A 26360-nucleotide genomic window follows, 5' to 3' on the forward strand; every position below is an offset into this window, starting at 1 on the left:
ACCTTCTTGCTGATTATGGCAGGAAGGTTTTTTCGTGTAGAGAAATCAGTGGCAGGAAAACTAATACAGATCGGACGGCAAAGAGGGAAGGGACATCCGGTGATTTCGGTGAAAATGCCTTCGAATAACCGAGGGGAAAGTATCCATGTGGTTATCCAAAAAATGTTCGACCAAATATCGCTCAACAAGTCCGTGAGACATCGTCAGCTCTCCCCACCACTCCGTTTCATAGCGGCAAAGCATGCTGAGTACATAAAGCAGCAAGTAATGACTAGCCCATTCGGGAAGAGGTAGAGAAGAAGCAGACCCATTCCAGAAGAAGAGGACGTTCTGATGCAAACGAAATAACGGGTGTTGATCCAGTTCAGACAGGGCACACTGAGGAAGGGTCAGTTCCTTTATATTTTTGTTATTTACCGAAGCGAGTTTTTCCAAGTTACAAACAGCTGGAGCAAGCCTGCGAATGTATTGGATGAAAGTCTCAGTTGAATAGGATAAGGGCCCGTCCGTTTTTTCAGGAAAGGTAATGCGAACCAAATCATCCTGACTGATTTGATCAATCTTTAGCGTTAACCAGTTACGTGGTTTATCCGTAGCAATTCCGTAACTATCGCTGACGCTGGGGATGGATGAAAATAAGTTATGGACTGAATAGCGATCTTGTAACGGCGCAAGCTGGAACGCGTGAGCTAATTGGGCAAAAAAACCTTCCTTTTGTGGACGAACTTCATCCTCCATTAGCATATAGGCGTTTCGTTTAAGCTTTCGTGTCGTGACACCATGTTGAAGAACACGACTGTTTTGGGGATAATACGGATCTCGAGTCAATAACATCGCCTTCAACAAGTGAGAGCATCCATAAAACAGCAGTAATGGCTGGATGGACAAGTCGGCAACAGCGGAAGTGGAATAAAAATGTCTGGCTTGTCTCCAGAGAAACAGGAAACGCGAGCTTTGTTGAAAAGCTAGTCGCTCGGCATGCTCAACACCCATGTCATGATAGCAGGCAGCCAAATATTTACGTGCAGTTGGTTCTGTCTCAAAATAGCGTAATGTTTTCCAAGCGTTATCCATGATACCCACCTTTAGCAATTTTCGTAATATGGTTAAGTTTCCCTAATTGTTTTTTGATTTATCTGTCTAATTGAATCTATAACCGAACGATATACTCATTTCTTGACAGTAAATTAAGCCGTTTGTTAAACTGTCTTAAACCATTCGCCGAGAGGAGCTTTCAACTGTGCGGGAAGACAAATTTGTTAAAGAGGGCTTAACGTTTGACGATGTATTGCTCATTCCAGGAAAATCTGAAGTTTTGCCAAGGGATGTTGATCTACGAGTACGATTGAGTGAGAATGTGAAGCTGAATATTCCTCTGATCAGTGCTGGGATGGACACCGTAACGGAGTCTGGACTTGCAATCGCCATGGCTCGCCAAGGTGGTATCGGGATTGTCCATAAAAATATGTCCATCGAGCAACAAGCAAGCGAAGTAGATCGTGTAAAACGCTCTGAAAGTGGCGTTATTACCAACCCATTCTCTTTGTCCCAAGAACACACCGTCGAAGAAGCAAATGCTCTCATGGGTAAATATCGTATCTCCGGTGTTCCGATTGTGGATGAGAATCAAAAACTGATCGGAATTCTCACCAACCGCGATCTGCGCTTTGTACATGACTTCTCCATCAAGATCAAAGAGGTTATGACCAAGGAAAACCTGGTGACGGCTCCTGTCGGTACTACACTGCAACAGGCAGAATTGATTTTGCAACAACATAAGATCGAAAAGCTCCCGTTGGTGGATGATAACAACATCCTGCGTGGACTCATTACGATTAAAGATATTGAAAAGGCAATTCAATACCCGAATGCAGCAAAAGATACACAAGGCCGCTTGCTGTGTGGTGCTGCTGTTGGGGTATCTGCAGACACGTTTGAGCGTACAGCAGCACTTGTACAAGCTGGCGTGGACGTACTGGTGATTGATACGGCTCATGGGCATTCTAAAGGCGTAATTGAAACGGTAAGAGCAGTTCGCAAAGAATACCCAACGCTCACAATCGTCGCAGGAAACGTGGCAACTGGACAAGCTACTCGCGATCTGATCGAAGCTGGCGCATCTGTGGTGAAGGTTGGTATCGGTCCTGGTTCCATTTGTACAACTCGTGTCGTAGCAGGTATCGGCGTTCCTCAAATTACAGCGATCCACGATTGTGCACAAGTAGCGCGAGAGTACAATATTCCAATTATTGCCGACGGCGGCATTAAATACTCCGGTGATTTGCCAAAAGCAATTGGTGCAGGTGCTTCTGTGATCATGATCGGCAGTCTGTTCGCCGGTACAGAAGAAAGCCCGGGCGAATTCGAGATTTTCCAAGGTCGTCGTTTCAAGGTATATCGCGGAATGGGATCGATCGGCGCGATGAAAGCCGGCAGTAAGGACCGTTACTTCCAAGAGAACGCACAAAAGCTCGTTCCGGAAGGGATCGAAGGCCGTGTTCCTTACAAAGGCCCATTGGCAGATGTTACGTATCAGTTGATTGGTGGACTGCGTGCAGGTATGGGATACTGCGGGGCGAAGACCATTGAAGATTTGATTCAAAACTCCCAGTTCGTTCGCATTACCGGCGCTGGCTTGCGTGAGAGCCACCCACACGATGTTCAAATTACAAAAGAATCACCTAACTACTCGATTTCCTAAGCGAAAAATAGTACGGAAGACCTAAATCCCCTTTCTTTTAATAAGAGAGGGGATTTTTACTAGCTACTAACATGTGGAAATGGGAGGAATCTCGCTTCAAGCCTCCCTACAACCTATGGTACACTTACAATTGTGTGCTTGTTTCATGAAAAATGAAATCGATAGAAATAGGAGAGTGAGAGATTACATGAAGCGAAAGACATGGACAAAGCGATTGACAGGTCTGTTCCTTTCGGTCGCTGTTTTTGCTACAGCAATGGGAGGAATGGTTTCAAAGGTGGAAGCTGCCCCTGTAGCATCTCAAGCGAATTTACAACTGGAAGCGAAGTCTGCCATTCTTGTTGAGGCATCGACGGGAAGGGTTATCTATAGTAAAGATCCTGACGTAGCACTTCCGGTAGCTAGCATGAGTAAAATTATGTCTGAATACCTGGTTCAAGAAGCCGTCAAACAAAAGAAAATTAACTGGGATGATGTTGTCCCGGTAAGTGAGTATGCTTTTTATATCGCGAAAATTTCAGATTCGTCTGGTGTGTACCTGAATTTAGGTGAATCATTTACAGTTAAACAATTGTCAGAAGCGATGACAATCGTTTCTGCTAACGACGCAACCGTACTTTTGGCAGAGAAGGTCGCAGGCAGTGAAGCTGCCTTTGTTGAAATGATGAACAAAAAAGCAGTAGAGCTTGGTATGAAAAATACGATGTTTGTCACTTCTACAGGTTTGCCAGCTAATGAGTTGGGCCCGTATTCAGTGAAAACCGATCAAGTAGAAAATTTGATGTCCGCACGTGATTCGGCTATCCTCGCACGTGCTCTGATCCGTGATTTCCCTGAGGCATTGGAAGTTTCCAAAAAAACAAACTTCACATTCCGAACAGGTACCCCACAAGAGTGGAGCAAGAAAAGCTTCAACTGGATGCTGCCTGGTCTGATTAGCTACTATCCGGGCGTAGACGGATTGAAAACAGGGCATACACTTGCAGCGGGCTATTGCTTTACAGGGACGGCTGTTCGTGACAACATGCGTTTGATTAGTGTAGTAATGAATACAGATAGCAATACAAAGCGTTTCGCGGAGACCAGAAAACTGTTTGACTACGGTTTTAGCAATTACAAACTGACGAAACAAATGGACAAGAATGTACCAGTTAAAGGGTTTGAAATAGCCCCTGTGAAAAACGGTGTAGAGGTAACAGTTCCAGCCGTTACAGGTAGCGAAGTAAATATGATTACAAAGATCGGTACCGAAGCAAAATTCACACCAACTGTTACCTTCCAGGATCTGACCGCGCCAATTACGCAAGGACAGGTTGTCGGTAAGATCGTATTGAAAGAAGAAGGCATGAAGGATACGGATTATTTGCAGCCTGAAGACGCGACAAAAGCAGGTGTTGATGTAGTAGCAGGACAGGCAGTAGAGGAAGCCAGCTGGATTCGTCTGTTCTTCCGCAGCATCATAGAGTTTTTCAGCAATTTGTTTAGCAGTGGGACAGGAAATTAAATAATTGTTGTTTTCCCCTACATCTATCGTTTACAATGACGGTAACAGGAACCATAACACCACATAACAGTTTCGGTTCTGACTCATGATGTAGGGGGTAATGACATGGTACAAGTAGGAACATCCCGCGTAAAAAGAGGTATGGCTGAAATGCAAAAAGGCGGCGTTATTATGGACGTCGTAAATGCTGAACAAGCAAAAATTGCAGAAGCAGCGGGTGCTGTTGCTGTAATGGCTTTGGAGCGTGTACCGTCTGACATTCGTGCAGCTGGTGGAGTTGCGCGTATGGCGGACCTTAGCATTGTAGAGGAAGTACTGAATGCTGTTTCGATCCCTGTTATGGCAAAAGCTCGTATCGGTCATTTTGTTGAAGCGCGTGTTCTTGAGTCTCTGGGTGTAGATTATCTCGATGAGAGTGAAGTACTCACTCCGGCAGATGACTTGTACCATATCAATAAAAAAGAGTTCACTGTACCGTTTGTATGTGGCGCCCGTGATCTGGGTGAAGCTCTCCGTCGTATCGGAGAAGGTGCATCCATGATCCGCACAAAAGGTGAGCCAGGAACCGGAAACATTGTAGAGGCTGTTCGTCATATGCGTACGATGATGTCCCAAATCCGCAAAGTGCAAGCCATGTCCTACGATGAACTGATGGCGGAAGCCAAAAACCTGGGTGCTCCATACGAACTTCTTGAAGCGGTACACAAAACAGGTAAGCTGCCAGTCGTAAACTTCGCAGCAGGCGGAGTAGCAACACCAGCAGATGCTGCCCTGATGATGCAATTGGGCTCCGATGGCGTGTTTGTTGGATCTGGTATCTTTAAATCAGAGAATCCAGAGAAGTTTGCTCGCGCGATTGTGGAAGCGACCACCCACTACACGGATTACGAACTGATTGCTCGCGTATCCAAAGGCTTGGGGACGGCAATGCCAGGTATCGAAATCTCCAAAATTCGTGAAGCTGATCGCATGCAAGAGCGCGGCTGGTAAGGTGAGTAGCATGAAAATCGGCGTACTCGCTCTACAAGGAGCTGTAGCAGAACATGTGCGACTGCTAGAAGAGGTTGGTGCCACAGCCGTCCCGGTCAAAAAAGTAGAAGAACTGGATGACCTCGACGGGCTGGTCATTCCCGGCGGAGAGAGCACCACGATTAGCAAGCTGATGCACAAGTACGGATTCATGGAGGCGGTTCAAGAGTTCGGTAAGGCGAACAAGCCGATCTTCGGAACTTGCGCAGGATCGATCCTTCTGGCAAAACAGATTCAAGGACAAGACGATTGCCATCTAGGGTTGATGGACATCAAAGTCGAGCGGAATGCTTTTGGTCGCCAAAAGGAGAGCTTTGAAGTCTTGATGCCTGTTGCGGGTGTGGCGGCAGATTACCCGGCAGTGTTCATCCGGGCACCGTATATCATGGAAGTAGGAGAGAACGGTCAAGTCTTGGCCAAGCACGAAGACAAGATTGTTGTCGCCCGAAGCGGTCACTATTTGGCAGCAGCCTTTCACCCAGAATTGACCGAAGATACAAGACTGCACAAATACTTTCTCGACATGGTCAAGGAATACAGAAGCTAGCTGTCATACCGGAAGATCGGCCGTCAAAAAGGCGCCGATCTTCTTTTTTTCTGAAAAGATCGAGGTGGGCTGCTCTTTACATACGTATAGAACCTGTAGTACAGTTAACAATAATAGTATTCATGAATGAGAATGCGATGATGAGAACAAGTACTTCACAAGAGCCAGGCCTAGAGAGTCGGTGGTAGGTGCAAACCGATCCGGTTATGTGAAAGAATCCATCTCGGAGTGGCAAAGGAACAACAACTTTGCCCGGAACCGTCCCGTTATGACGGAAGAGTGGGCATATGCATGAAGGATTGCTGCATGTGTCAACGAGGGTGGCAACGCGGGTATACAACACTCGTCCCTTACCAGGGGACGGGTGTTTTTTGTTTTTTTTCAATACGATTCGGAGGGATTTACACATGTTGGACGTAAAAGTATTACGCCAGGATTTGGAAGAAGTAAAACGCCGTTTGGCTTACCGCAATGAAGATATTTCTGCGTTGGATCAATTCGTAGAAGTAGATGAAAAGCGTCGCCAAATCATCCAAGAAGCAGAAGCGCTGAAAAATAAGCGTAACACGGTATCCGAGCAAGTAGCGGTTATGAAACGCAATAAGGAAAATGCAGACCATCTGATCGCTGAAATGAAAGAAGTAAATGAACGCATCAAAGCTTTGGATGAAGAGCTGCGCCAACTGGATGAGCAGTTGGAGTTCATTTTGCTGAGCCTCCCGAACCTGCCGCACGAAAGCACGCCGATCGGGACGACAGAAGACGATAACGTGATTGCCTGGACATGGGGAGAGCCACGTGCATTTGACTTCGAGATTAAGCCTCACTGGGAGCTGGCTAGCCAAGCAGGCATCCTCGATTTTGAAACGGCGGCAAAAGTAACAGGAAGCCGTTTTGTTTTCTATAAAGGCTTGGGCGCACGTCTGGAGCGCGCACTGATGAACTTCATGATGGATCTGCACTCGAATGAGCATGGCTATGAAGAAGTGATCCCACCGTTTATCGTCAACCGCACGAGCATGACGGGAACGGGTCAATTACCTAAGTTCGAAGAGGATGCATTTAAAATCGAGGGACCAGATTACTTCCTGATTCCAACTGCAGAGGTGCCAGTCACCAATATGCATCGTGATGAAATCATGGATGGAGCAGATCTCCCTCGCTACTACACTGCTTTTAGCGCATGTTTCCGTTCGGAAGCGGGTTCTGCTGGCCGTGATACGCGTGGGTTGATTCGTCAGCATCAATTCAACAAAGTTGAGCTGGTGAAATTCGTGAAACCAGAAGAGTCTTATGACGAACTCGACAAACTGGTGAAAAACGCTGAAAAGGTGCTTCAACTGCTTGGACTGCCATACCGTGTCTTGAGCATGTGCACAGGCGATCTAGGATTTACGGCTGCGAAGAAATTCGACCTGGAAGTTTGGATTCCAAGCGGTGGCACATACCGTGAAATCTCGTCTTGCTCGAACTTTGAAGATTTCCAAGCGCGCCGCGCCAATATCCGTTTCCGTCGCGATACAAAATCGAAGCCGGAATTTGTGCATACATTGAATGGTTCTGGTTTGGCGATTGGACGTACAGTAGCAGCGATCTTGGAGAACTACCAAGAGGCAGATGGAGCCATCGTGATTCCAGAAGTTCTTCGACCGTACATGGGCGGAGTAGACAAGATCGCACCGAAGTAATAAGCAAGAGATAAGGAAAGCAGCTCTTGATCCATAACGGGTCAAGGGCTGTTTTATATTGTGTACTAATACAGGTGGAATTTTTTAAAAAACGTGTTGCACTGTACTAATCTCTGTTATATAATAAAAACAAATTTTAAGAATATTGTTTTAATACAGAAATGGAGGAATGGAGAATGGACTGCTATCGATGTGAAGGAAACGGAGAACAAAATTGCCCAAAATGTGGAGGCGTTGGTCATGATGCCAACGGAGCGGCTTGCCACAATTGCTTGGGAGATGGTCATGTATGCTGCAGCCATTGCAGTGGCAGCGGGTATCAGGAGTAAGGACATTTTTTTTGCTCTTGCTGTTATATAATAAAAAACATTTTATCAATCTGTATCATAATAACTTTGGAGTAAGGGAGGAGGAGCTGTTTTGACTACCGTACCAACGAATCCATATCCACTGGAGGTGCAGATTTCCGGTGAAATGCACCCCGGTTATCAAGATATCCTGACACCAGAAGCGATTCAATTCGTGATGAAGCTGGAGCAAAGGTTTGGCGATAGACGACAACAATTGTTGGCTAAACGCGTGGAGCGTCAATTGCAGATCGATGCAGGTCAACTACCCGATTTTCTACAGGAAACAGCGGATATTCGTAAAGGAGATTGGACTGTTGCTCCATTGCCCAAAGATTTGCAGGACAGACGGGTGGAGATTACGGGACCTTCGGGTGATCGGAAAATGGTCATCAATGCACTGAACTCGGGTGCTCGGCTTTTCATGGCTGATTTTGAGGACGCCAACTCACCGACATGGGAGAACACCATCCAAGGCCAAATCAACATGAAGGATGCGGTACGCCGCAATATCTCTTACATCAGTCCGGAAGGCAAATCATACACCCTCAATGAAAAGACAGCGGTTTTGATCGTGCGTCCTCGTGGCTGGCATCTTGAAGAAAAGCACATTCTCCTCGATCGAAAACCGATCTCCGGCAGCCTGCTTGACTTCGGACTTTACTTTTATCACAACGTAGACGCTCTTATCGCGAATCAGACAGCACCGTATTTCTACTTACCGAAACTGGAGAGCCATCTGGAGGCTCGCCTCTGGAACGACGTCTTCCTTTTCGCGCAGGATGAATTAAATATTCCACGCGGCACGATTTGCGCGACAGTATTGATCGAGACGATTCTTGCAGCTTTTGAGATGGATGAGATTCTGTACGAGCTGCGCGAGCATAGTGCAGGACTGAATTGCGGACGTTGGGATTACATTTTCAGCTATATCAAAAAGCTGCGGAATCAGCCTGATGTCATTACACCGGATCGTGCCCAAGTAACCATGACAGTTCCGTTCATGAAAGCATACACCACGCTGGCCGTGAAGACTTGCCATAAACGGATGGCGCCTTGCATTGGCGGAATGGCTGCACAAATTCCGGTGAAAAATGACCCGGTACAAAATGCAGAAGCCATCGCCAAAGTGCGCGCTGACAAAGAGCGGGAAGCGTACGATGGACATGATGGGACGTGGGTTGCTCACCCAGGGCTAGTGCCGGTAGCTATGGAAGTGTTCGATCGCTTGATGAGAGAGCCGAACCAAATCTGGTACAAACGTGAAGATGTGGATGTATCCGCTAAGAAACTGCTGGCAGTTCCAGAGGGCACGATTACAGAAGCGGGTGTCCGTACGAACATAAGCGTAGGCATACAGTACATCGAGGCTTGGTTGCGAGGCTCTGGGGCTGTACCGATCAACAATCTGATGGAGGATGCGGCTACAGCAGAAATTTCGCGGGCACAAGTCTGGCAATGGATGCGTCATCGTCACGGAGTCTTGCAGGATGGTAGAAAGGTGACGGAAGGTTTGGTGAAGCAATGGTTGAGTGAGGAGCTGCAAGCGATCAAGCAAGCAATCGGTCAAGAGAGGTACGACAACAGCAAGTATCCGATTGCTGGTGATCTGTTCTTGCAATTGGTAACGACAGAAGATTTCGAAGACTTCCTAACTGTACCGGGTTATCGCTATTTGTAAAAATAAAAAGAGTGGGGGAAATGAAAATGACGAAAGCAAACAAGCAAGAAGCAATTCAACAGGTGGAGCAAAGCTGGCAAGGCGAGCGTTTTGAAGGAATTACACGTCCATATACGGCAGAAGATGTCGTTCGTCTGCGCGGTTCCGTACAAATCGAACATACACTGGCTCGTCTAGGGGCAGAGCGTCTGTGGAGCCTCTTGCATACCGAGCACCATATTAAAGCGTTGGGGGCTTTGACCGGGAATCAAGCGATTCAGCAGGTAAAGGCAGGATTAAAAGCGATTTATTTGAGTGGCTGGCAGGTAGCGGCCGATGCCAATCTGTCTGGTCAGATGTATCCTGATCAAAGCCTCTACCCGGCAAACAGTGTTCCCCAAGTCGTAAAAAGAATTAATCAGGCATTGCAACGGGCTGATCAGATCGATCAATCAGAAGGGGGTACCGAGACGAATTGGTTTGCTCCGATCGTAGCAGATGCAGAAGCGGGCTTTGGTGGGCCACTGAACGTCTTCGAATTGATGAAGGGTATGATTGAAGCGGGCGCAGCGGGGGTGCATTTTGAAGACCAGCTGGCTTCCGAGAAAAAATGCGGCCATATGGGTGGGAAGGTACTGATTCCGACGCAAGCAGCCGTCCGTAACCTGATTTCCGCACGATTTGCGGCAGATGTAATGGGGGTTCCAACGATTATCGTGGCACGTACCGATGCAAATGGCGCTTTCCTGATTACCAGCGACATCGACGAGCAGGATAAACCATTCCTGACGGGTGAACGAACAGCAGAGGGCTTCTTCCGTCTACGCGGCGGATTGGATGCAGCGATTGCCCGTGGACTGGCGTACGCTCCTTATGCAGATTTGATCTGGTGCGAGACTTCTGAGCCGAATTTGGAGGAAGCACGCCGTTTTGCAGAAGCGATCCATGCCAAATACCCGGGCAAGCTGTTAGCGTACAATTGCTCTCCTTCTTTCAACTGGAAAAAGAAGCTGGATGAACAGACCATCGCTCGCTTCCAGGAAGAGATCGGCGAGATGGGCTACAAGTTCCAATTTGTCACGCTTGCTGGCTTCCACTCCCTGAATTACAGCATGTTTGAACTGGCGCGCGGCTATCGTGACCGCGGAATGGCTGCCTACTCTGAATTGCAGCAGGCTGAGTTTGCCAGCGAAGTACATGGCTATACGGCAACTCGTCATCAGCGTGAAGTTGGTACCGGGTATTTCGATGAGGTCGCGCAGATTATCTCTGGCGGCAATTCCTCTACGACTGCGCTTAGCGGGTCGACGGAAGAGGAGCAATTCGCCCATAATTAAATAGGAAAAACGAAGGACTACGGTGGTTCTCTGGTATTCAGAGGGCCACTTTTTGCGTTCACGTCTATTTTTCATAGAGTCTTAATAGCTTTTTAACAACGCATTTATATCAGTTTCATTTTTGTTGTTTACGATTAGCTTAGAAAAAACAAAGGAATCAAACACAAATAAAAACGAAAAGGGGCCTTAAAGATGAGAGGGAACCAGTTAAGCTGGAAACGAACCGTTGTTGTCATGACATCCGTTTTTCTGCTTGCGGGATGTGCCACCGAGACGAAATCAGGCACTTCTCTGGATACGTCGCAATTGACCCTGGATCAAATCGTGGAAAAAGCAAAGCAGGAGGGAGAAGTCAACTCCGTGGGTATGCCGGACACGTGGGCAAACTGGGGAGAGACTTGGGGCAATCTCGCAAAGGAATACGGCTTGAAGCATACGGACACGGACATGTCGAGCGCAGAAGAATTGGCTAAATTTGAAGCAGAAAAAGAAGACGCCACAGCAGATATCGGCGACGTAGGCATCGCTTTTGGACCGTTAGCCAAGCAAAAAGGGCTGACGCTGCCTTACAAAACCTCTTACTGGAACGACATTCCCGACTGGGCAAAAGATGATGAAGGACATTGGTTGCTGGGCTATACCGGAACACTGGCCTTTATTACGGACAAGACAAAGGTACAAAATCCTCCCAAGACCTGGGCAGATTTGAAAAACGGCAGCTTCAAGATCGCGATCGGCGATGTCATGAAAGCGAATCAGGCACAATTTGCCGTACTGGCCGCGGCCTATGCTAATGGGGGAGATGAGAAAAATATTCAGCCCGGCATAGACTTTTTCGCTGAGTTGGCAAAAAACAAGCGGCTCAGTACGAGCGATCCGAGCCTTGCCAATCTAGAAAAGGGTGAGGTCGAAGTCGCTATCTTGTGGGACTTCAACGCGCTCGGGTACCGGGACAAAATCGATAAAAACCGCTTTGATGTCCTGATCCCGGAGGAAGCATCAGTCAGCAGCGGGTACGCAACTGTAATTAACAAGTACGCCAAGCACCCACACGCTGCCATGTTGGCTCGTGAATACATTCTCTCCGACGCTGGACAGTCCAATCTGGCTCGTGGCTATGCTCGACCGATTCGTGCTAACGCCAAGCTGGACGAATCCGCTAAAGCCATGCTGCTCCCCGATGAAATGTATAAAAACGCACGTCCGGTGGGCGATTTGACTGCTTGGGAAGAGACAGCTAAAAAATTGCCGCAGCTATGGCAAGAGCAGGTGTTAATCCATGTGCGCTAGTAAGCTCGCCATGATTGTGCTCGACGGATTGAGATTTGACACAGCCATCTCGCACATGGGGTACCTGCATCACCTGGTCGAGTACGGTATTGCGGCTCGCTTCCAGGTACGATCGGAATTGCCCAGTCTCTCTCGTCCTTTGTACGAGGTTCTTTTAACGGGAACCCCTGTGTGGAAAAACGGAATTTCCAGCAATCAGGCGGTTCGGCTTTCGCACCAGGAGAGTCTCTTTCACCTGACGCAGAAAAATGGGATGTCCAACGCTGCTGCCGCTTATTGCTGGGTAAGCGAGCTTTATAACAAGGCCCCGTTCAATCCGTTTCACGACCGAATTCAATTGAACACCGATAAGCCGATACAAAACGGGATGTTCTATTGGGAAGATCACTATCCGGATACACACTTGTTTGCTGACGCCAACTTTTTGTTGAATGGGTACAATCCGGATTTTCTTTACGTCCACTCCATGAATATCGATGATGACGGACATAAGCATACGGCCGATTCCGCGCGATATCGAAATCGGGTTCTGGCGGCAGATTCGATACTGGCAAATGTGCTTCCTGCGTGGATCGATGCGGGTTATCAAATCATCGTAACAGCCGATCATGGGATGACAGCTGATGGAAATCATGGCGGCACTTCTAGCGCTGACCGGGACGTTCCCTTGTTTGTCATCAGCAACCTGATATCTCCGGGTATTCGCGAGGAGGCAATTCCGCAATTGCAGGTCGCGCCGCTTGCCTGCCATTTGCTCGGCATCTCCCCCTCCAAAGAGATGCAGCCATTGAACGTATGAGGGCTGAGTAAGACGTCTCCCTAAGGGGGCGTCTTTTCCTCTAAGAAAGGAGCTTTTGCGATGAAACGATTTGTCAGTATGCTCTGGGTCACGACGATTCCGTTCTTTGCAATGATCGCTCTGTTTCTCCTCGTCCCATTGCTTTCCATGATCGGAGGGAGCTTTCAGGCCGAGGGGGGCGGCGGTTTTACCATCAGTCACTATCGTGAGATTTTTTCAAATCCGTATTACTTGCAGGCTTTTGAGAACAGCGTGCTCATCTCATTCCTGTCTGCTCTCATTGGAATCGTCGTTGCTGTTTTCGCTACCTATGCGATTACCCGTTTCCCACAGTCACTGCAACAGCGAATTCTTGTCATTACGAACTTAACCTCCAATTTTGCGGGGATTCCGCTCGCATTTGCCTTCATTGTCCTGTTGGGAAACAGTGGATTGTTTGTTTTGCTCGCGAAGCAACTGGGGATTGATTTTGGTCAGTCATTTACTCTGTATTCGTGGAGCGGCTTAACGCTTGTTTATATTTATTTTCAACTGCCTCTGGCAGTCATGCTGTTGTATCCCCTGTACAACGCCATTCAGAAACAATGGATGGAAGCGGCCGAGCTGCTTGGGGCCAGTCCCTCGAAGTTTTGGTTGAGAATCGGTTTTCCGGTACTGCTTCCAGGCATCGTCGGCACATTCAGCATTCTGTTTGCCAACGCAATGGGTGCGTATGCTTCTGCCTACGCGCTCACCGGGAGCAACTACAATCTGGTGCCCATTCGGATTGGTGCGTTAGTATCTGGCGACATTTTTGCCAGACCCGAGCTGGGTAGCGCTCTCGCTGTACTGCTCGGCCTGACGCTTGCCGCCGCCCTGCTCGTGAACGAGTGGCTGACGCGGAAGATTCGGAGGGATTTGTCTTGAAGCGGATCAGTTTGCCATCCTTGTCGTTTGCGTTGCTCATGCTGTATTTGTTTTTGCCTGTCGCGGCTACCATCCTTTACTCACTGGCAACCGAGTGGAATAGCACGGTTTTGCCGGAAGGACTCACAGGAAAATGGTTTGCGGAGCTGTATGCCGATCCCCGATTTTTGCAGGCATTCGGGCGTTCTTTTTTGCTCAGCTTTCTGACGACTGTCGTTGCCGTTGTCATTATTGTTCCTGCTGTATTCTCCATTATCGTCTACGCTCCCCGGATGGAGAGGCTGGTTCAAATTTTGGTGATGCTGACCTATGCCGTTCCGGGTGTCATCATGGCGGTCGGATTGATCCGTACTTATTCAGGAAACGGAATTCCAATGGTCATCATCACCGCCGGGGCGTATTTGGTCGGTTTGCTTCCGTATTTATATCAGGGAACGCGCAACAGCCTGCTTGCCTTGCAGGCACGTTCGTTGATGGAGGCAGCCGAGCTCTTGGGTGCGAGCCACTGGCAGGCGTTTGTACGGATTATCGTTCCGAATATCATGTCTGGAATTTTCGTGTCCTCGCTCTTGTCGTTCTCCATTTTGTTTGGTGAATTCGTATTGATTAACATCCTGGTGGGAGGAAGATACGAAACCCTGCAGATGTATCTATACGCCAAGCTATCGTCAAGTGGGCATGTCGCCAGCGCAATTACCGTTACTTATTTTGTCCTCATGGCTATCATCACTGGCCTGGTTGTAAAATTCACGCGCCGAAGCTTCGCACGCAAGGAGGTTCCCTAATGAGCTACGTCCAAATCGAACACTTGTCCAAAACCTTTCACGGTCAACACGTGTTGCAGCAACTCGATCTTGCGATTGAAAAAGGTGAGCTGGTTACCTTGCTTGGTCCTAGCGGGTGTGGCAAAAGTACGCTGTTACGCATCCTCAGTGGTTTGACGGCCCCTGATACGGGCATGATCTACATTGACGGCAAAGATGTGACGGACGTGTCTCCAAAAAACAGGCAGATCGGCATGGTGTTCCAATCGTATGCGCTCTTTCCCAATCTTACGGTCAGTCAAAACATTGCCTTTGGCCTGGAAATGAACAAAATCTCGAAAACGGAGATTCGGGTGCGTGTCCAAGAAATGATTGAGCTGGTGGGATTGGTGGGAAAGGAGCAGGCTTACCCGCGTGAATTGTCTGGTGGCCAGCAGCAGCGTGTGGCACTTGCCCGTTCTCTGGTCACCCGTCCAAAAGTGCTTTTGCTCGATGAGCCGCTTAGCGCGCTTGATGCTCAGATTCGTAAAAATTTGCAAAAGCAGCTACGCACGATCCAACGAGAGTTAAACATGACGACTGTGCTGGTTACGCACGATCAGGAAGAAGCCATGGCTGTCAGTGACCGCATCTACATCATGAATGGTGGACGAATCGTTCAGCACGGCAGTCCTCAAGAGATTTACACGCAACCTCGCTCTGAATTTGTTGCTCGCTTCATTGGCAATTACAACGTGCTGACTGCCGAGCAGCTTAGCCAAATCGCGCCTCATTTGTCTCATCCGGCAGTTGAACGTTTCGCAATTCGTCCCGAGACGTTTCACGAACAGCCTTTGACTGGGGAGGACATCTGCTTGACCGGGAATATCGCTCAAGTAACCATGCTCGGCAACATTACCCGTTACGAGCTGAACATTGGTGATGTTCCTGTACTGGTGGACACTCTGCACCTGTCTTTCGAGCAGGAGCAGATAGGCACAACAAAAACAATGTATGTAGGTCCCAAGGATGTGATTCCGCTTTATGACACTATTGCCTGAAGAACGACAGCAAGTGATACTAGACGAATTGAACCGCCACGGTAAAATTCAGGTGATGAGTCTGGCAAAAAACCTGGCAGTAACACCGGAGACAATACGACGTGATCTGGACCAATTGGAACAGCAACGTTTGTTAAAACGAGTGTACGGAGGAGCTATCCCGTATCATTTGGCGAAGCGTGAACCGCACTTTGAAAAGAAACAGGCGATTCAACAGACGGCAAAAACGAAAATCGGGCAAATCGCGGCAGAACTTTTGTCTGACGGGGATACCATCGCACTCGATGTCGGGACGACAACACTGGAATTGGCACGTGCTATAAAAGGCCTCAACCAATTAACGATTGTTACGAATTCGCTCCCCGCGGCTTCTTTACTAAACGAGCTGTTGGAAGCCAATCAATTCAACGGTCAGGTCATTATGCTGGGGGGCCTGACCCATCCGGCCCAACAATCGGTTGCCGGGGCGTTTACCTGCGAGCTGCTCTCTCGTTTTCATTTTGATAAAGCGTTTATTTCCTGTGGAGGAATGACGGCTGATGGCTTCACCGACTATGACATGGAAGAAACGCTATGCTCGACCATGATGGTACAGCGGGCAGAGCAAGTCTATGTATTGGGAGACACAACCAAGATCGGCCAAACGCAATTTTTTCGTATTTGCGGCTGGCAGGATGTCAGCGCGGTTGTTTGTGACCAACCGATGCCGGATGAATGGCTTTCGTCTGGCATTCAAACTACCTGGATAAGCGAACATCCGGGAAGGAGAGACTTCACATGCTGATCGACTATCATCTTCATCTGGAAGAAGGGCCTTTTTCATTGCGTTGGCTCGACCGTACCAATACTGCCCTCGACCACTTTTATCCGCTTACTGAACCTCGACATACCCGCGCCTGGCTGCTGGATAGTCTTGCGCGATTAAATAACCGCATGTCTCTGGGGTGCTACGAACCGTCCTGGATCGATCTGTATTTACGTGAAGCGTTAAACAAAGGCTTGAAGGAAGTGGGGATTGTCGATCATTTATACCGCTTTCGTGAAGCCCGTCCCTATTTTGAACGGTATCTAGACCTCAGTGATACCGATTTGGGTCGCTTGCAGCGTACTTGGCTTGATCAAGTATGCACCGAGAGTCTTAATGACTTTTGTGTCGCTATCGAGGCAGCGAAGCAGCGTTGGTCGGCAAGCGGTGTGGAGTTGCGGCTGGGGATCGAAGCGGATTACTTTATCGGCGGGGAGGCAGAATTGGAAAGCTTGCTGGCAGGCGCTTCGTGGGATTATGTGATCGGTTCTGTTCATTTTATGCAAGGATGGGGCTTTGACAATCCCGAGACTCGCCATCTGTTTGAGCAGCATGACCTGAAACAGTTATACGCGGACTTTTTCCACACGGTTGAGTCCATGATCAGGAGCAATTTATTTGATTTTGTTGCCCATCTGGACAATCTGAAAGTGTTCTCCTATCGCCCTGAGGAATCAGAGATAGTTCCCTATTACCACCGGATCGCAACTGCTTTGAGAGAAACGGATACAGCGACCGAAATCAATGCAGGCCTGTACTACCGTTATCCTGTTAAGGAAATGTGCCCAAGTCCCGCTTTTCTCGACGTTTTGGTGGCGCATGGTGTTCCACTGACACTCTCGTCCGACGCGCACTTTCCCGACGATATTGGGAGATACGTGGCGGCGAATCTGGAGATCCTCCATTCAATGGGAGTAACGGAGATTGCTACTTTTTCCGGTCGTCAACGGATCATGAAGCCAATCCGTTATGCATCAGCTATTCCAGACGAGAACTGCTGATAGGAACTGGAACGGATAGGATTTGCCGAAAAATGGATATACACATATAATAAGAAAGTAGGTGATCATATTTGTCCCCGTAGCTCAGCAGGATAGAGCAACGGTTTCCTAAACTGTAGGTCGGAGGTTCGAATCCTCTCGGGGACGCCATCGAAGAAAAAACCTTGGTGTATCAAGGTTTTTTCTTTTTTTGTTGAGACGTGTAGCATGCCTCCAATGTATAACGTATATCAAATGACGAACGAAATAAGGGGGGGTTCTTTTGAAAAAAGTGATTGTAGGATGTATGGCTATGGTCTTGGCGATTTTCTTCAGTGGTTGCAGCTCAGATGCGGTCGTACAAAATCAGACTGCCGCGCCACCTGCAAAAGAAGTAACGAACACTGGCACAGAACCGAAACAATCGGTCGACAGCTCTACAAGCTATAACCAAATCGCAAGCTATATGGAAGAAGAGAGCAAGAAAGCTTTCTCCCCCTACTATGAGTTGCTGGAGTTTACACTATCGGATTATGAAGAGAAAACAGTAGATGGAAAAGTAGAAGCGACATTCGCATATCAAGTGAAATACAAAAACTTTGAGAAAGACCCTGACACGGTAGAATACATCAAAGTCGCAAAAGAAAAGAACGATCCCAACTACCAACAGCTGTATGATGAATATTTGCAGCCCAAGGACATGAATTTTCATTTGAAAGCGGTAATGGAAGATGCGGACTCCATAACGCTTTACACCAACGTGAGTCCAAAAGGAATCCAATGGGAGAAGGTAGTTATGTCTGATTTTATCGTGAAGAAATAATAAAGATAACAAACACAGAAAGAACGTTCACTTTAAATAGGAGTGGACGTTCTTTGTTTAAGATGATGTGGAGAGACGTCTAGCATGTAGATTCGTTTATTCGAGGTTACACATTTGGAATACTCCCCAAAGTAATTTTTACTTCTTTGATTTTAGTTTCACTTTCCTCATTAACCCATTTTTCAATAGTTTTAAACGAGTAGTCCTTTATATCGGGAATCGTTACTTTTAACGTCGTATCATTTTCCCAATGCAAATTACGAATGGGTACGGTGAAATTTCCATTAGTTATCTTGCTGATTATTTCGCTATTATTTTGAAACTCCGCGTTTTTAATTTCGACGGTGTCAATTATCACTAAACTACTTCTGCTTACAGTTGCTCCTTCATTTTTCCCAAATTTTATAGCTAAATATTTGTTATCGACCGTAAATAGAGCCTCCTGAAAAAAGCTTGATTGCGGGAGGGGGATAGATGTGACCTGATCGTTTTTATAGTTTACAAGAACATTGTCACATAACTTTATTCCACAACTGTAACTTATGACTGCGTAGGTAGCGTTGGGATTAGGAAGTGGGTTAACTCTCATGCGATCTATTTCAGTTTTTCGTTCAGATGAACTGGTAGTGTATTCTTCTAAATATGTACGTATAGTAGGGATTTGTTCAATTGGAATGGTAATCGTTTCACTTTCACTTGTGATAATCAGTTCTTCCCGGTTTTGATTTTGGTTACTGTATGAGCCTACAGAATCAGTAGTTTTCTGATTGTTTGAAGAACATCCAATTAATCCGACTCCTAATATAACAATTAGAAATAAACCGTAAGTTATAAAGTTTTTCATGTTTTCCTCTTAGATAGACATGTTATGAGAATTTGCGTCTATTACTGCGAATTGTACTGCCAATTTGATAGGAGGGATTACGCGTTTCAGGGTCCTATTCATTTTTCTCGCACCAGTACTCATACTCATTGTCGATCCAATCTTTGATATGATCGTAATTCCCCCAAGTATCTTCCACGTGGTACACGCTTGGCTCACAATCAAACGCTTCGAGATAATGATAGCGATACTCCCCCGTATCGAAATCGAAGTAAAACATTGCGAACTGGTTTCCTTCTTCATTCAGCATATCTTTAGCAAATACTCCACCCGTCTTCTCATAAACTTCAGGACCAGTCATCTTCCTTTGTTTAAAATCAGCAATCAGGTTTGCAAAACTCTTTTGAAACTCCTCGCTAACCATATCATTTTCAATCAACCAGCCGATGAAAAAACCTGTATGTACGTATGCCTGTTTTTGAGGCAGATCTTCCTCAAAGTTTTCGTAATGATATTTCGCTTTATCGTATACCGTTGTCACTAGCGAATCCTCTCTTTCTAATTGCCCATTTTTCAAAAATTATACAGGATAGATGTAATCGTAAAAAGCCAAAAGAGGATGAAGAAGGAAGGGTAGGAATTTTGTAGCATTGCCATGATGCGAAGTGGTAGTATTTAACTGTTATATAGAGAAAACCATTGGTTGGTTCATAGAGGGGTTATATTTCATGCGGAATTTGCTTGCCTATTTTCTTAGCGCTGTAATGATTAGTCTAGTAATCCTTCCTGTAGAGCCTGCGTCATCTAGAGGTTCAAGTTCCTCTAGCTCCAGTAGTTCTGGCAGAAGCTCAGGTTCGTCTAGTACCAGCTCATATTCTTCAGGCAAAAGTTCAGGATCATCTGGTACCAGCTCATATTCGTCGGGCAGAAGCTCAGGGTCATCTAGTACAGGCTCATATTCGTCCGGCAGAAGCTCGTACTCTTCAGGAAAAAGCTCAGGCTCAACCAGCAAAAGTTCAAGCTCAACCAGCAAAAGTTCAAGCTCCTCGATAAAAAGCGCAAAACCGTCAAGCGGTTTCAAATCATCCAAGCCGGTTAAAATCAAAAAAAAGGCTGACGACGACGATGATGAAGAAGAAAACGTGGAAGAAGAGACAAGCCAAGAAGAGGAGACGAGCGAAGAAGCCGCTGCGGAAGAGGAAAGAATCAAGCGGTCCGAACTCTTAATCCAAATCGATAGCGGTATTGGACCATACCATTTACAACCGAATCAATATTATCAATCGACCATTTGGGGTGACCCAACTCATAATGGTCCCCTATACTTTACCGTACATAATAACGGACAGTTAGAAGAGGTAGATGAGAGTGAGATAAATGGGGCAACAGTATTTAACATCCCATACAATTTCGATCCAACACCATTTGAAAAAGAGTTTTATCTTAATAGCCTGCCAACGGATCAAATCTATGTGGCATCCTTTCAATATCAGGACATTTACATGTTTTTAGACCCAGATGGTATCATTCAATGGCTCCCTAAATATGAAGCCTTAGAGAAAAACCTCCCCATCGTAGAAGCAGAAGAGGTACTGCTGTCAGAGCAAACGCTGGAAATGCATAGCAACGAAATGGCCTTGCATAATTTCCCGAAAAACAAAGTCTATCGGAAGAGTATCAATAGGATTCCGAGGTATTTTCTGTTCAATAATGAGGAAAATGTTCAGTTAGTAGGAAAAAAAGAACTTAAGAACTATGAAGTTTTGGAATATGACCAAATGATTGATCCGACTTCTCCTGATCTTATGGGAGAGATCAAAGAAAAAATCCAGGATTCAGGTGTCCCGACAGGATACATATACCAGATGACAGTGAACAATGCCCTGCGGAATTTTATCTATTATGGAAGGGGCTCGGTTGGGTTTGTAAAGAACTTGTCGTCTGTTAAAGAAAATTATAAGGTTCGTGATTTTGAACAGGCTGTCCAAAAGATGCGGGAAGAAAAAAAGGAGGAAGAGAAAAGGCAATCGATCTGGAAGCTGTATCTCATTACGGCGGGTACGATTATGCTCGGTATTCTTCCTTTATGGTATTGGTATATGAATAGAAGAAAAAAGAAGAAGAATCAACCGCCTAACAAGATCATGAAGAAAAACACCAACCATACGAGAAAGAAAAAGAATGTAACGCCAGAAAGAACACCGATTCAACAGCCCCTACCCAAAAAGAAAGAAATAAGAGTAGAAGAAAAAAAGAAGCATGATGGCGGACTGTTTCAGCAATTTGAAGCCGTAAACAAAAAAGAACAGCCAAAAAGCTCTGGAAGCGGGCTATTTGATCAATTTAATTCCTCCAATAGAAACCAATAAAAAGCAAAACCCGTCCTCAGCCGAGCTGGAGACGGGTTATTCATTCCTCTCTTTCTTTGAGAACTCGAGGAATGGTCAGAATTTTTCGGGTATGGTAGAATGAATTACCAATAAATGAGAATCGGAGGGAGCATGTCAGATGCAAAATGATAAGCGAATCAACTTCATTAACCCTGAAACAATGCCACCTACGTTTGGCTACACCCATGCGGTGGAGGTTCGGAACGCACGGACGATTTATGTATCGGGACAGGTGGCTCTCAACAGGGAAGGCCAAGTGGTCGGCACAGGCGATTTAGCCGCACAGACAAAACAAGTTTTCGATAATATCCAATTCGCGTTAGAAGCGTCAGGAGTCAGCTTTGAGCATGTAGTGAAATTGACTTTTTTCGTGACCGACATCTCCAAGATGCACATTGTCCGTGAGATTCGAGATCAGTACGTGAATACAGAAACCCCGCCAGCGAGCTCTGCCGTTGAAGTGAGCAAGCTCATCAGGGACGAGCTGTTGATTGAGATTGAGGCTATCGCCGTTGCAGATATATAGATGTCCCATCCCCCTTCTGTTCGATTATTCATCGTTCAGGAGGGTTTTTTTGTGCTCTTTTGGGAAGATTATGGAGCGAGATAAGCGGATCGGCAATGGTACGTGTCGGCTCTAAATCTTTTGCTATTGGAGTTGGTTGCATGAATTATATCATCGCAGGTATAGGTTTGATCACGGTATTTTTGCTTGCTTGGCTGGCAAGTAGTAATAAAAAGCACATTCGGTATCGCCCTATCCTCATCATGATTCTGATTCAGATCGTGTTTGGTTTGCTGTTGTTGCGAACCAGTATTGGACTCATTTTAATATCAGGCATTGCCAGCAGTTTTTCTGTACTCCTGGAGTATGCTTACGAGGGGATCAATTTTGTTTTCGGTGGCATTGCGAATCCGGGTGCGTCTCCGTTTTTCTTACAAGTTTTGCTGCCGATTGTGTTCGTATCTGCACTGATAGGCATTCTGCAATACACGAGAATTCTCCCTTTATTTATTCATTATGTGGGACTCGTATTGAGCAAAGTGAATGGCATGGGAAAATTGGAGTCGTATAATGCGATTGCTTCGGCGATCGTCGGGCAGTCCGAAGTGTTTATTACCGTGAAAAAACAGCTCAGTGCTATACCCGAAAACAGGCTGTACACATTGTGCGCCTCTGCGATGTCCACCGTGTCTATGTCGATTGTCGGTTCCTTTATGACCATGCTCAAACCGGAGTATGTAGTAGCTGCGTTGGTGCTTAACCTATTTGGTGGTTTTATCATTGCTTCCATTATTAATCCGTATATAGTGAAGCCGGAAGATGACTTGCTCGATCAAGAAAAAGAAGAGAGACAGGCCTTCTTTGAAATGCTCGGGGAGTACATTCTAGATGGATTTAAAGTAGCTGTAGTCGTGGCAGCGATGTTGCTCGGATTTATTGCAATCATTGCGATGGTGAACGGGTTATTCACGGCGGTATTCGGTATCTCGTTCCAAGCGTTGTTAGGGTATGTCTTTGCTCCCCTCGCTTTTCTTATGGGGGTTCCTTGGCATGAAGCCGTACAAGCGGGAAGTATCATGGCCACTAAAATAGTGGCGAACGAGTTTGTCGCCATCCTCGACTTTACGAAAATTCAAGGTCAGTTAAGCGAGAGAACGGTCGCCATCGTGTCGGTGTTTTTGATCTCGTTTGCGAACTTTGGCTCCATCGGGACGATTGTTGGCGCGGTAAAAGGCTTGAATGAAAGGCAAGGAAATGTCGTCGCTCGGTTTGGACTAAAGCTGCTGTATGGGGCAACACTCGTCAGCATTTTGTCAGGAATTATCATCAGCATTGTAGTGTGAAGGGGACCCTTTCCGGGGTCTTTTTTGTTAGGGACGGTTTCGTAACCAAATGATGGGGAGTAGCGTCTATCAATTGAGATATTCGTCTTTATTTCTCGGATCGTATCCTTCATCAAAGGAATGGGAATCACGGTTGTTACGCTCTATGAGGACTCTCTGCTTCCGGCGCTTGGCAATCCAATCGATGATGGCTCCAATCAGCAAGAGACCTCCGAAAATAAGTACGACGAGTAACCAGAGTGGCATTCATACAACACCTCACTTTCACTAAAAGATACGTCTTACCAGTGACGAAGTTGCGATGAGACCATTCAAGAGGAGATAAAGGAGTGAAGTCGGTTGAGAAAATGGGTGTGTATGACCGTAGTGGCAGGTTTGATTGTGGGAGGCTGTTCACCTGACACGAGCGTATCAACAGATTCTAAACAACAACCTGTTACCGAGCAGAAGCAAGAGGCGGGAAATAGCGGGGGTGACAAAAAGCAAGAGAAGCAAACCGCTACCGTGCGTCAAATTACGCTGGATGAGCAATTTTTGCAGCTGCTTGCCAAAAACGAAATCAGTGGCTTCGATATCCACATCGGGATGAAGCGGGATGAGGTTTCTGCGCTATACGGAAAGGTAACGAAACAAGATTATTGGGATGGCGGACGCTATGAAGTCTTTGAGAAGCTAAAGAGTGCGCTCATTTATTTTGATGGGCAGGATCGCGTATATGGAATTGATTTGGCGGGTCTTCATCTAAATGAAACGAATCTGGACACGATCCGTAAAAATCTGGGGCCGCCTGTCAGTGAAGATAAGAGCATGGCCGATCAGGATTATGTCATGTTTTTTGAAGCGGGAGATAACTCCGTATTTATTAGTGCAAAGGACGAGCAATCTCCAGCAGACAAAATAAGAATCATCAATAAAAAAATGATCGAGGAATCGCCGCAAAAAGAATAAAGAGAAAAAGCCAGTCAGAAGGCTCGAATATGACCTTCAGACTGGCTTTTATACGTGTAACAATGGAATTACTCAACCGAGCTTTTTCCAAACAGAATAGTGTCCAGTGCGAACTTGGAGCTGCCGCTGATGCCAAGAGCAACCAACATCGCAAGCAAGGCCAGATCCAATTCATAACCAGCTCCACCTTCACCGCCCAGGAAGCCAGCAGCGAGCTTGGCTGTAAAGATGGCACCAATCATAACAACAGACAACGCACCTGCGAACACGCGAGTACCCAGACCCAGAATCAAGGCGATACCACCGACTACCTCCAAGAAGGCTACGAGATAAGCAATGAATGCAGGAAGTCCCATGGTTCCGAAGAAACCAGCGACATTCTCCAGCCCCATTTGGAATTTAGCCACTCCATGAATGGCAAAAGTAAGACCAGCAATCACACGTAGAATAAGTGCGCTCCATTCAAAACGATTTGACATGTATGAATCCCTCCGATAAATTTAAATGTGTAACAAAGTTACTTTTCGTTAGTAAGTATACAATAATAATTTCTTAAGTCAAGTCATTCGATTAAAATCCCAACGGTTGGCAATTGAAATTTTCAAGGTTGATTCGCATCATTGGTTTTGATGGATTGAACAAAGAGCGGTATACTGAAAGGAGAATGAGGTGATACCTATGAAAGAGTCTACCCTCTGTCCGAAGTTCGAAAAAGGTATGCAGTTGTTGGGAAAGCGATGGACAGGTCTAATCCTATACCAGTTGTTGTCGGGACCACAGCGATTTTGTGCATTGGAAGGGGCCCTGCCAGTTAGCGGAAGGCTACTTTCTGAGCGTTTGAAGGATTTGGAGAAGGAAGGACTCGTGCATCGGCAGGTGTTTACTGATTCTGCTCCTGTCCGCGTAGAGTATTCCTTAACGGAGATGGGGAAAGCTCTGACTCCAGTGCTCAAAGGGATTGAGACCTGGTCGCAGAGCTGGATCGAGTTGAATGCAGACGAAATGGCTAACGACAGCGAAGAATAACACAGCCTATATAAAAAAGCATCAGGAGAGTACGCCTGACGCTTGCCACGATGAAAACCCCTGGAGACAGGGGTTTTTCTGTTATCTGTTCATCTTTACGAAGGATCTTCGTTCTTTTCTTGCAAAGCCTTCCACTTTAAAAATTCAATATGGCGCTTGACCTCAACCAGCTCGTCCTCTGACAGGCCATCGACATCTAAGAAGGTCGCCGGTGTTTCCCGGACAGAACCGCGTTGCCAAGATGGTTCCTCCGTGCGCCCGTGGAGAAAATCGGTGGATACTTCAAATAAATCTGCGACTTTGGAAATCAGATGAAAATCGACGCCCTTCTTTTCGCCTGACTCGATCCGCGAAAGTACGGTATTATGTATGCCCAGCTTTTCAGCTAATTGAAGTTGTGACCATTGTTTTTGTTCGCGCAGCCATTTTATGCGTTGACCAATTATGGACATCGTGAGACCACCTTTATCGTTTTGGCAATTCCATTCTAACAATTTTCCAAAACGGAAAAAACAAGATTGCTAATATGACAAAATCTGTATTGACTTTGCTAAAATTGAAAGGATATGATGTAACTATAAATATTTGCCATTTTTGCAAATCAGGAGGAGATAACTGGTGGAAAGACTCAACCTCCCATTTATCGCGCAACGACGTAATGAGTGCAAGTTGACCTTGCAAGAAATGGCGGAAGCACTCGGGTTTCGAAATGCTTCGACATACTTGAAGTACGAGAAGGGAGAATATGACTTCAAGGCTAATCATTTGCCAGTGTTGGCTAAAAAACTAAGATGTAACATGCTTGATCTTTTTATCCGAATGGTTTGCTGATTTGGCAAAAGGGGTGGGGGGCTTGAACGCTTGGGAGGCAAATAGAAGGCAGCTGGAAATATGGAGAAAAACCGTCGCTTACGAAATTGAAATGATGGCGCCACAGAGTATGCCGGCTTGCGAGGGATTTCTCGAGCGCTTGATACTATTTGAAAAGGAGTTGGAAAACAACGCGCGATGCCCATATAGTACGACACATGGTGGGAATGATGCCGGGTCGCGTCCGTTACCCGTTCAGGAAACAGAAAAAAGCCCGGTACGGACTTCACCGTGA

At 46.5% G+C, this 26360-nt stretch carries 28 protein-coding genes, 1 tRNA gene and 1 other annotated feature; of the genes, 23 read left to right on the plus strand and 6 right to left on the minus strand.

Translation table 11 applies throughout. The features are described 5' to 3' along the window. Positions 1-60: 60 nt before the first annotated feature. The gene (locus POF51_RS27890) at positions 61-1074 is read right to left on the minus strand and encodes a YaaC family protein (RefSeq protein WP_069852462.1); all 1014 of its coding nucleotides are present in this window, start codon (positions 1072-1074) and stop codon (positions 61-63) included. A gap of 166 nt (positions 1075-1240) precedes the next feature. Between POF51_RS27890 and guaB the strand changes: the two genes are divergently transcribed. From guaB to POF51_RS27970, 16 genes are all read left to right on the plus strand, one after another. Next, the gene (gene guaB / locus POF51_RS27895) at positions 1241-2701 is read left to right on the plus strand and encodes an IMP dehydrogenase (protein WP_069852464.1); all 1461 of its coding nucleotides are present in this window, start codon (positions 1241-1243) and stop codon (positions 2699-2701) included. A 187-nt stretch (positions 2702-2888) separates the two neighbouring features. Next, positions 2889-4205 carry a D-alanyl-D-alanine carboxypeptidase family protein gene (locus POF51_RS27900; RefSeq protein WP_069852466.1) on the plus strand — a complete coding sequence of 439 codons (1317 nt, stop codon included), beginning with the start codon at positions 2889-2891 and terminating at the stop codon, positions 4203-4205. Positions 4206-4310: 105 nt separating this feature from the next. Continuing rightward, positions 4311-5195: a pyridoxal 5'-phosphate synthase lyase subunit PdxS gene (gene pdxS, locus POF51_RS27905; RefSeq protein ID WP_069852468.1), complete on the plus strand. Its 885-nt coding sequence runs from the start codon at positions 4311-4313 to the stop codon at positions 5193-5195. 10 nt (positions 5196-5205) lie between these two features. Beyond that, a complete protein-coding gene (pdxT, locus tag POF51_RS27910) occupies positions 5206-5781 on the plus strand; it encodes a pyridoxal 5'-phosphate synthase glutaminase subunit PdxT (protein WP_271756530.1) in 576 nt (191 codons plus the stop codon). A gap of 128 nt (positions 5782-5909) precedes the next feature. Further along, positions 5910-6135 (plus strand) — a binding site (T-box leader). Between the two features lie 53 nt (positions 6136-6188). Then, positions 6189-7469, plus strand: a complete 1281-nt coding sequence (gene serS, locus POF51_RS27915) for a serine--tRNA ligase (RefSeq protein ID WP_069852472.1) — start codon at positions 6189-6191, stop codon at positions 7467-7469. Between the two features lie 420 nt (positions 7470-7889). Next, positions 7890-9497 (plus strand): malate synthase A, encoded by a 1608-nt coding sequence (aceB, locus tag POF51_RS27920; protein WP_271756531.1) that lies wholly within the window; start codon positions 7890-7892, stop codon positions 9495-9497. A 26-nt stretch (positions 9498-9523) separates the two neighbouring features. After that, positions 9524-10813 carry an isocitrate lyase gene (aceA, locus tag POF51_RS27925; protein WP_069852474.1) on the plus strand — a complete coding sequence of 430 codons (1290 nt, stop codon included), beginning with the start codon at positions 9524-9526 and terminating at the stop codon, positions 10811-10813. A 192-nt stretch (positions 10814-11005) separates the two neighbouring features. Further along, positions 11006-12103, plus strand: a complete 1098-nt coding sequence (locus tag POF51_RS27930) for an ABC transporter substrate-binding protein (RefSeq protein ID WP_069852476.1) — start codon at positions 11006-11008, stop codon at positions 12101-12103. After that, positions 12093-12902: an alkaline phosphatase family protein gene (locus POF51_RS27935; protein WP_017246868.1), complete on the plus strand. Its 810-nt coding sequence runs from the start codon at positions 12093-12095 to the stop codon at positions 12900-12902. Before POF51_RS27930 ends, POF51_RS27935 begins: the two co-directional genes overlap by 11 nt. A 60-nt stretch (positions 12903-12962) precedes the next feature. Further along, positions 12963-13808 (plus strand): ABC transporter permease, encoded by an 846-nt coding sequence (locus POF51_RS27940; RefSeq protein ID WP_017246869.1) that lies wholly within the window; start codon positions 12963-12965, stop codon positions 13806-13808. Continuing rightward, a complete protein-coding gene (locus tag POF51_RS27945) occupies positions 13805-14593 on the plus strand; it encodes an ABC transporter permease (protein ID WP_017246870.1) in 789 nt (262 codons plus the stop codon). Before POF51_RS27940 ends, POF51_RS27945 begins: the two co-directional genes overlap by 4 nt. After that, on the plus strand, positions 14593-15612 hold the full coding sequence (locus POF51_RS27950; protein WP_069852478.1) for an ABC transporter ATP-binding protein: 1020 nt from the start codon (positions 14593-14595) through the stop codon (positions 15610-15612). The genes POF51_RS27945 and POF51_RS27950 overlap by 1 nt, the downstream gene beginning before the upstream one ends. Next, complete coding sequence (locus POF51_RS27955) at positions 15596-16396, plus strand: DeoR/GlpR family DNA-binding transcription regulator (protein ID WP_017246872.1); 801 nt, start codon at positions 15596-15598, stop codon at positions 16394-16396. The genes POF51_RS27950 and POF51_RS27955 overlap by 17 nt, the downstream gene beginning before the upstream one ends. Further along, entirely contained in the window at positions 16390-17418 is a 1029-nt protein-coding gene (locus tag POF51_RS27960) for a histidinol phosphate phosphatase domain-containing protein (protein ID WP_069852480.1), read from the plus strand. The genes POF51_RS27955 and POF51_RS27960 overlap by 7 nt, the downstream gene beginning before the upstream one ends. A gap of 73 nt (positions 17419-17491) precedes the next feature. Then, a tRNA-Arg gene (locus tag POF51_RS27965) sits at positions 17492-17568 on the plus strand. A 112-nt stretch (positions 17569-17680) separates the two neighbouring features. After that, complete coding sequence (locus POF51_RS27970; RefSeq protein ID WP_069852482.1) at positions 17681-18220, plus strand: hypothetical protein; 540 nt, start codon at positions 17681-17683, stop codon at positions 18218-18220. Positions 18221-18326: 106 nt separating this feature from the next. Here POF51_RS27970 and POF51_RS27975 read toward each other — a convergent pair whose 3' ends face one another. Beyond that, a complete protein-coding gene (locus POF51_RS27975) occupies positions 18327-19064 on the minus strand; it encodes a hypothetical protein (RefSeq protein WP_271756532.1) in 738 nt (245 codons plus the stop codon). A gap of 94 nt (positions 19065-19158) precedes the next feature. After that, positions 19159-19584, minus strand: a complete 426-nt coding sequence (locus POF51_RS27980) for a DUF7832 domain-containing protein (RefSeq protein ID WP_271756533.1) — start codon at positions 19582-19584, stop codon at positions 19159-19161. Positions 19585-19771: 187 nt separating this feature from the next. Here POF51_RS27980 and POF51_RS27985 point away from each other — a divergent pair, with 187 nt between their 5' ends. From POF51_RS27985 to POF51_RS27995, 3 genes are all read left to right on the plus strand, one after another. After that, entirely contained in the window at positions 19772-21412 is a 1641-nt protein-coding gene (locus POF51_RS27985) for a hypothetical protein (RefSeq protein WP_271756534.1), read from the plus strand. 139 nt (positions 21413-21551) lie between these two features. After that, the gene (locus POF51_RS27990; RefSeq protein WP_069852490.1) at positions 21552-21959 is read left to right on the plus strand and encodes a RidA family protein; all 408 of its coding nucleotides are present in this window, start codon (positions 21552-21554) and stop codon (positions 21957-21959) included. 140 nt (positions 21960-22099) lie between these two features. After that, entirely contained in the window at positions 22100-23281 is a 1182-nt protein-coding gene (locus POF51_RS27995) for a NupC/NupG family nucleoside CNT transporter (RefSeq protein ID WP_069852492.1), read from the plus strand. A gap of 69 nt (positions 23282-23350) precedes the next feature. On the opposite strand, the gene POF51_RS28000 is transcribed toward POF51_RS27995, so the two are convergent. After that, positions 23351-23527: a hypothetical protein gene (locus POF51_RS28000; protein ID WP_007719793.1), complete on the minus strand. Its 177-nt coding sequence runs from the start codon at positions 23525-23527 to the stop codon at positions 23351-23353. Between the two features lie 93 nt (positions 23528-23620). On the opposite strand from POF51_RS28000, the gene POF51_RS28005 reads away from it, so the two are divergent. Next, on the plus strand, positions 23621-24229 hold the full coding sequence (locus POF51_RS28005) for a hypothetical protein (protein WP_244521842.1): 609 nt from the start codon (positions 23621-23623) through the stop codon (positions 24227-24229). Between the two features lie 68 nt (positions 24230-24297). Here the strand turns inward: POF51_RS28005 and POF51_RS28010 are convergent, their stop codons facing one another. After that, the gene (locus POF51_RS28010; RefSeq protein ID WP_017246883.1) at positions 24298-24708 is read right to left on the minus strand and encodes a DoxX family protein; all 411 of its coding nucleotides are present in this window, start codon (positions 24706-24708) and stop codon (positions 24298-24300) included. Between the two features lie 199 nt (positions 24709-24907). Between POF51_RS28010 and POF51_RS28015 the strand changes: the two genes are divergently transcribed. Then, positions 24908-25255, plus strand: a complete 348-nt coding sequence (locus tag POF51_RS28015; protein WP_017246884.1) for a winged helix-turn-helix transcriptional regulator — start codon at positions 24908-24910, stop codon at positions 25253-25255. Positions 25256-25350: 95 nt separating this feature from the next. On the opposite strand, the gene POF51_RS28020 is transcribed toward POF51_RS28015, so the two are convergent. Continuing rightward, positions 25351-25707 (minus strand): helix-turn-helix domain-containing protein, encoded by a 357-nt coding sequence (locus POF51_RS28020; RefSeq protein WP_069852497.1) that lies wholly within the window; start codon positions 25705-25707, stop codon positions 25351-25353. A gap of 166 nt (positions 25708-25873) precedes the next feature. Between POF51_RS28020 and POF51_RS28025 the strand changes: the two genes are divergently transcribed. Both POF51_RS28025 and POF51_RS28030 read left to right on the plus strand, forming a co-directional pair. Next, positions 25874-26086, plus strand: coding sequence for a helix-turn-helix domain-containing protein (locus tag POF51_RS28025; protein ID WP_017246886.1), 213 nt, complete (start codon positions 25874-25876; stop codon positions 26084-26086). Positions 26087-26099: 13 nt separating this feature from the next. Further along, positions 26100-26360 carry a hypothetical protein gene (locus tag POF51_RS28030; RefSeq protein WP_271756547.1) on the plus strand — a complete coding sequence of 87 codons (261 nt, stop codon included), beginning with the start codon at positions 26100-26102 and terminating at the stop codon, positions 26358-26360.

The organism is Brevibacillus sp. AG, assembly GCF_028369215.1.
Taxonomy (GTDB): domain Bacteria; phylum Bacillota; class Bacilli; order Brevibacillales; family Brevibacillaceae; genus Brevibacillus; species Brevibacillus porteri.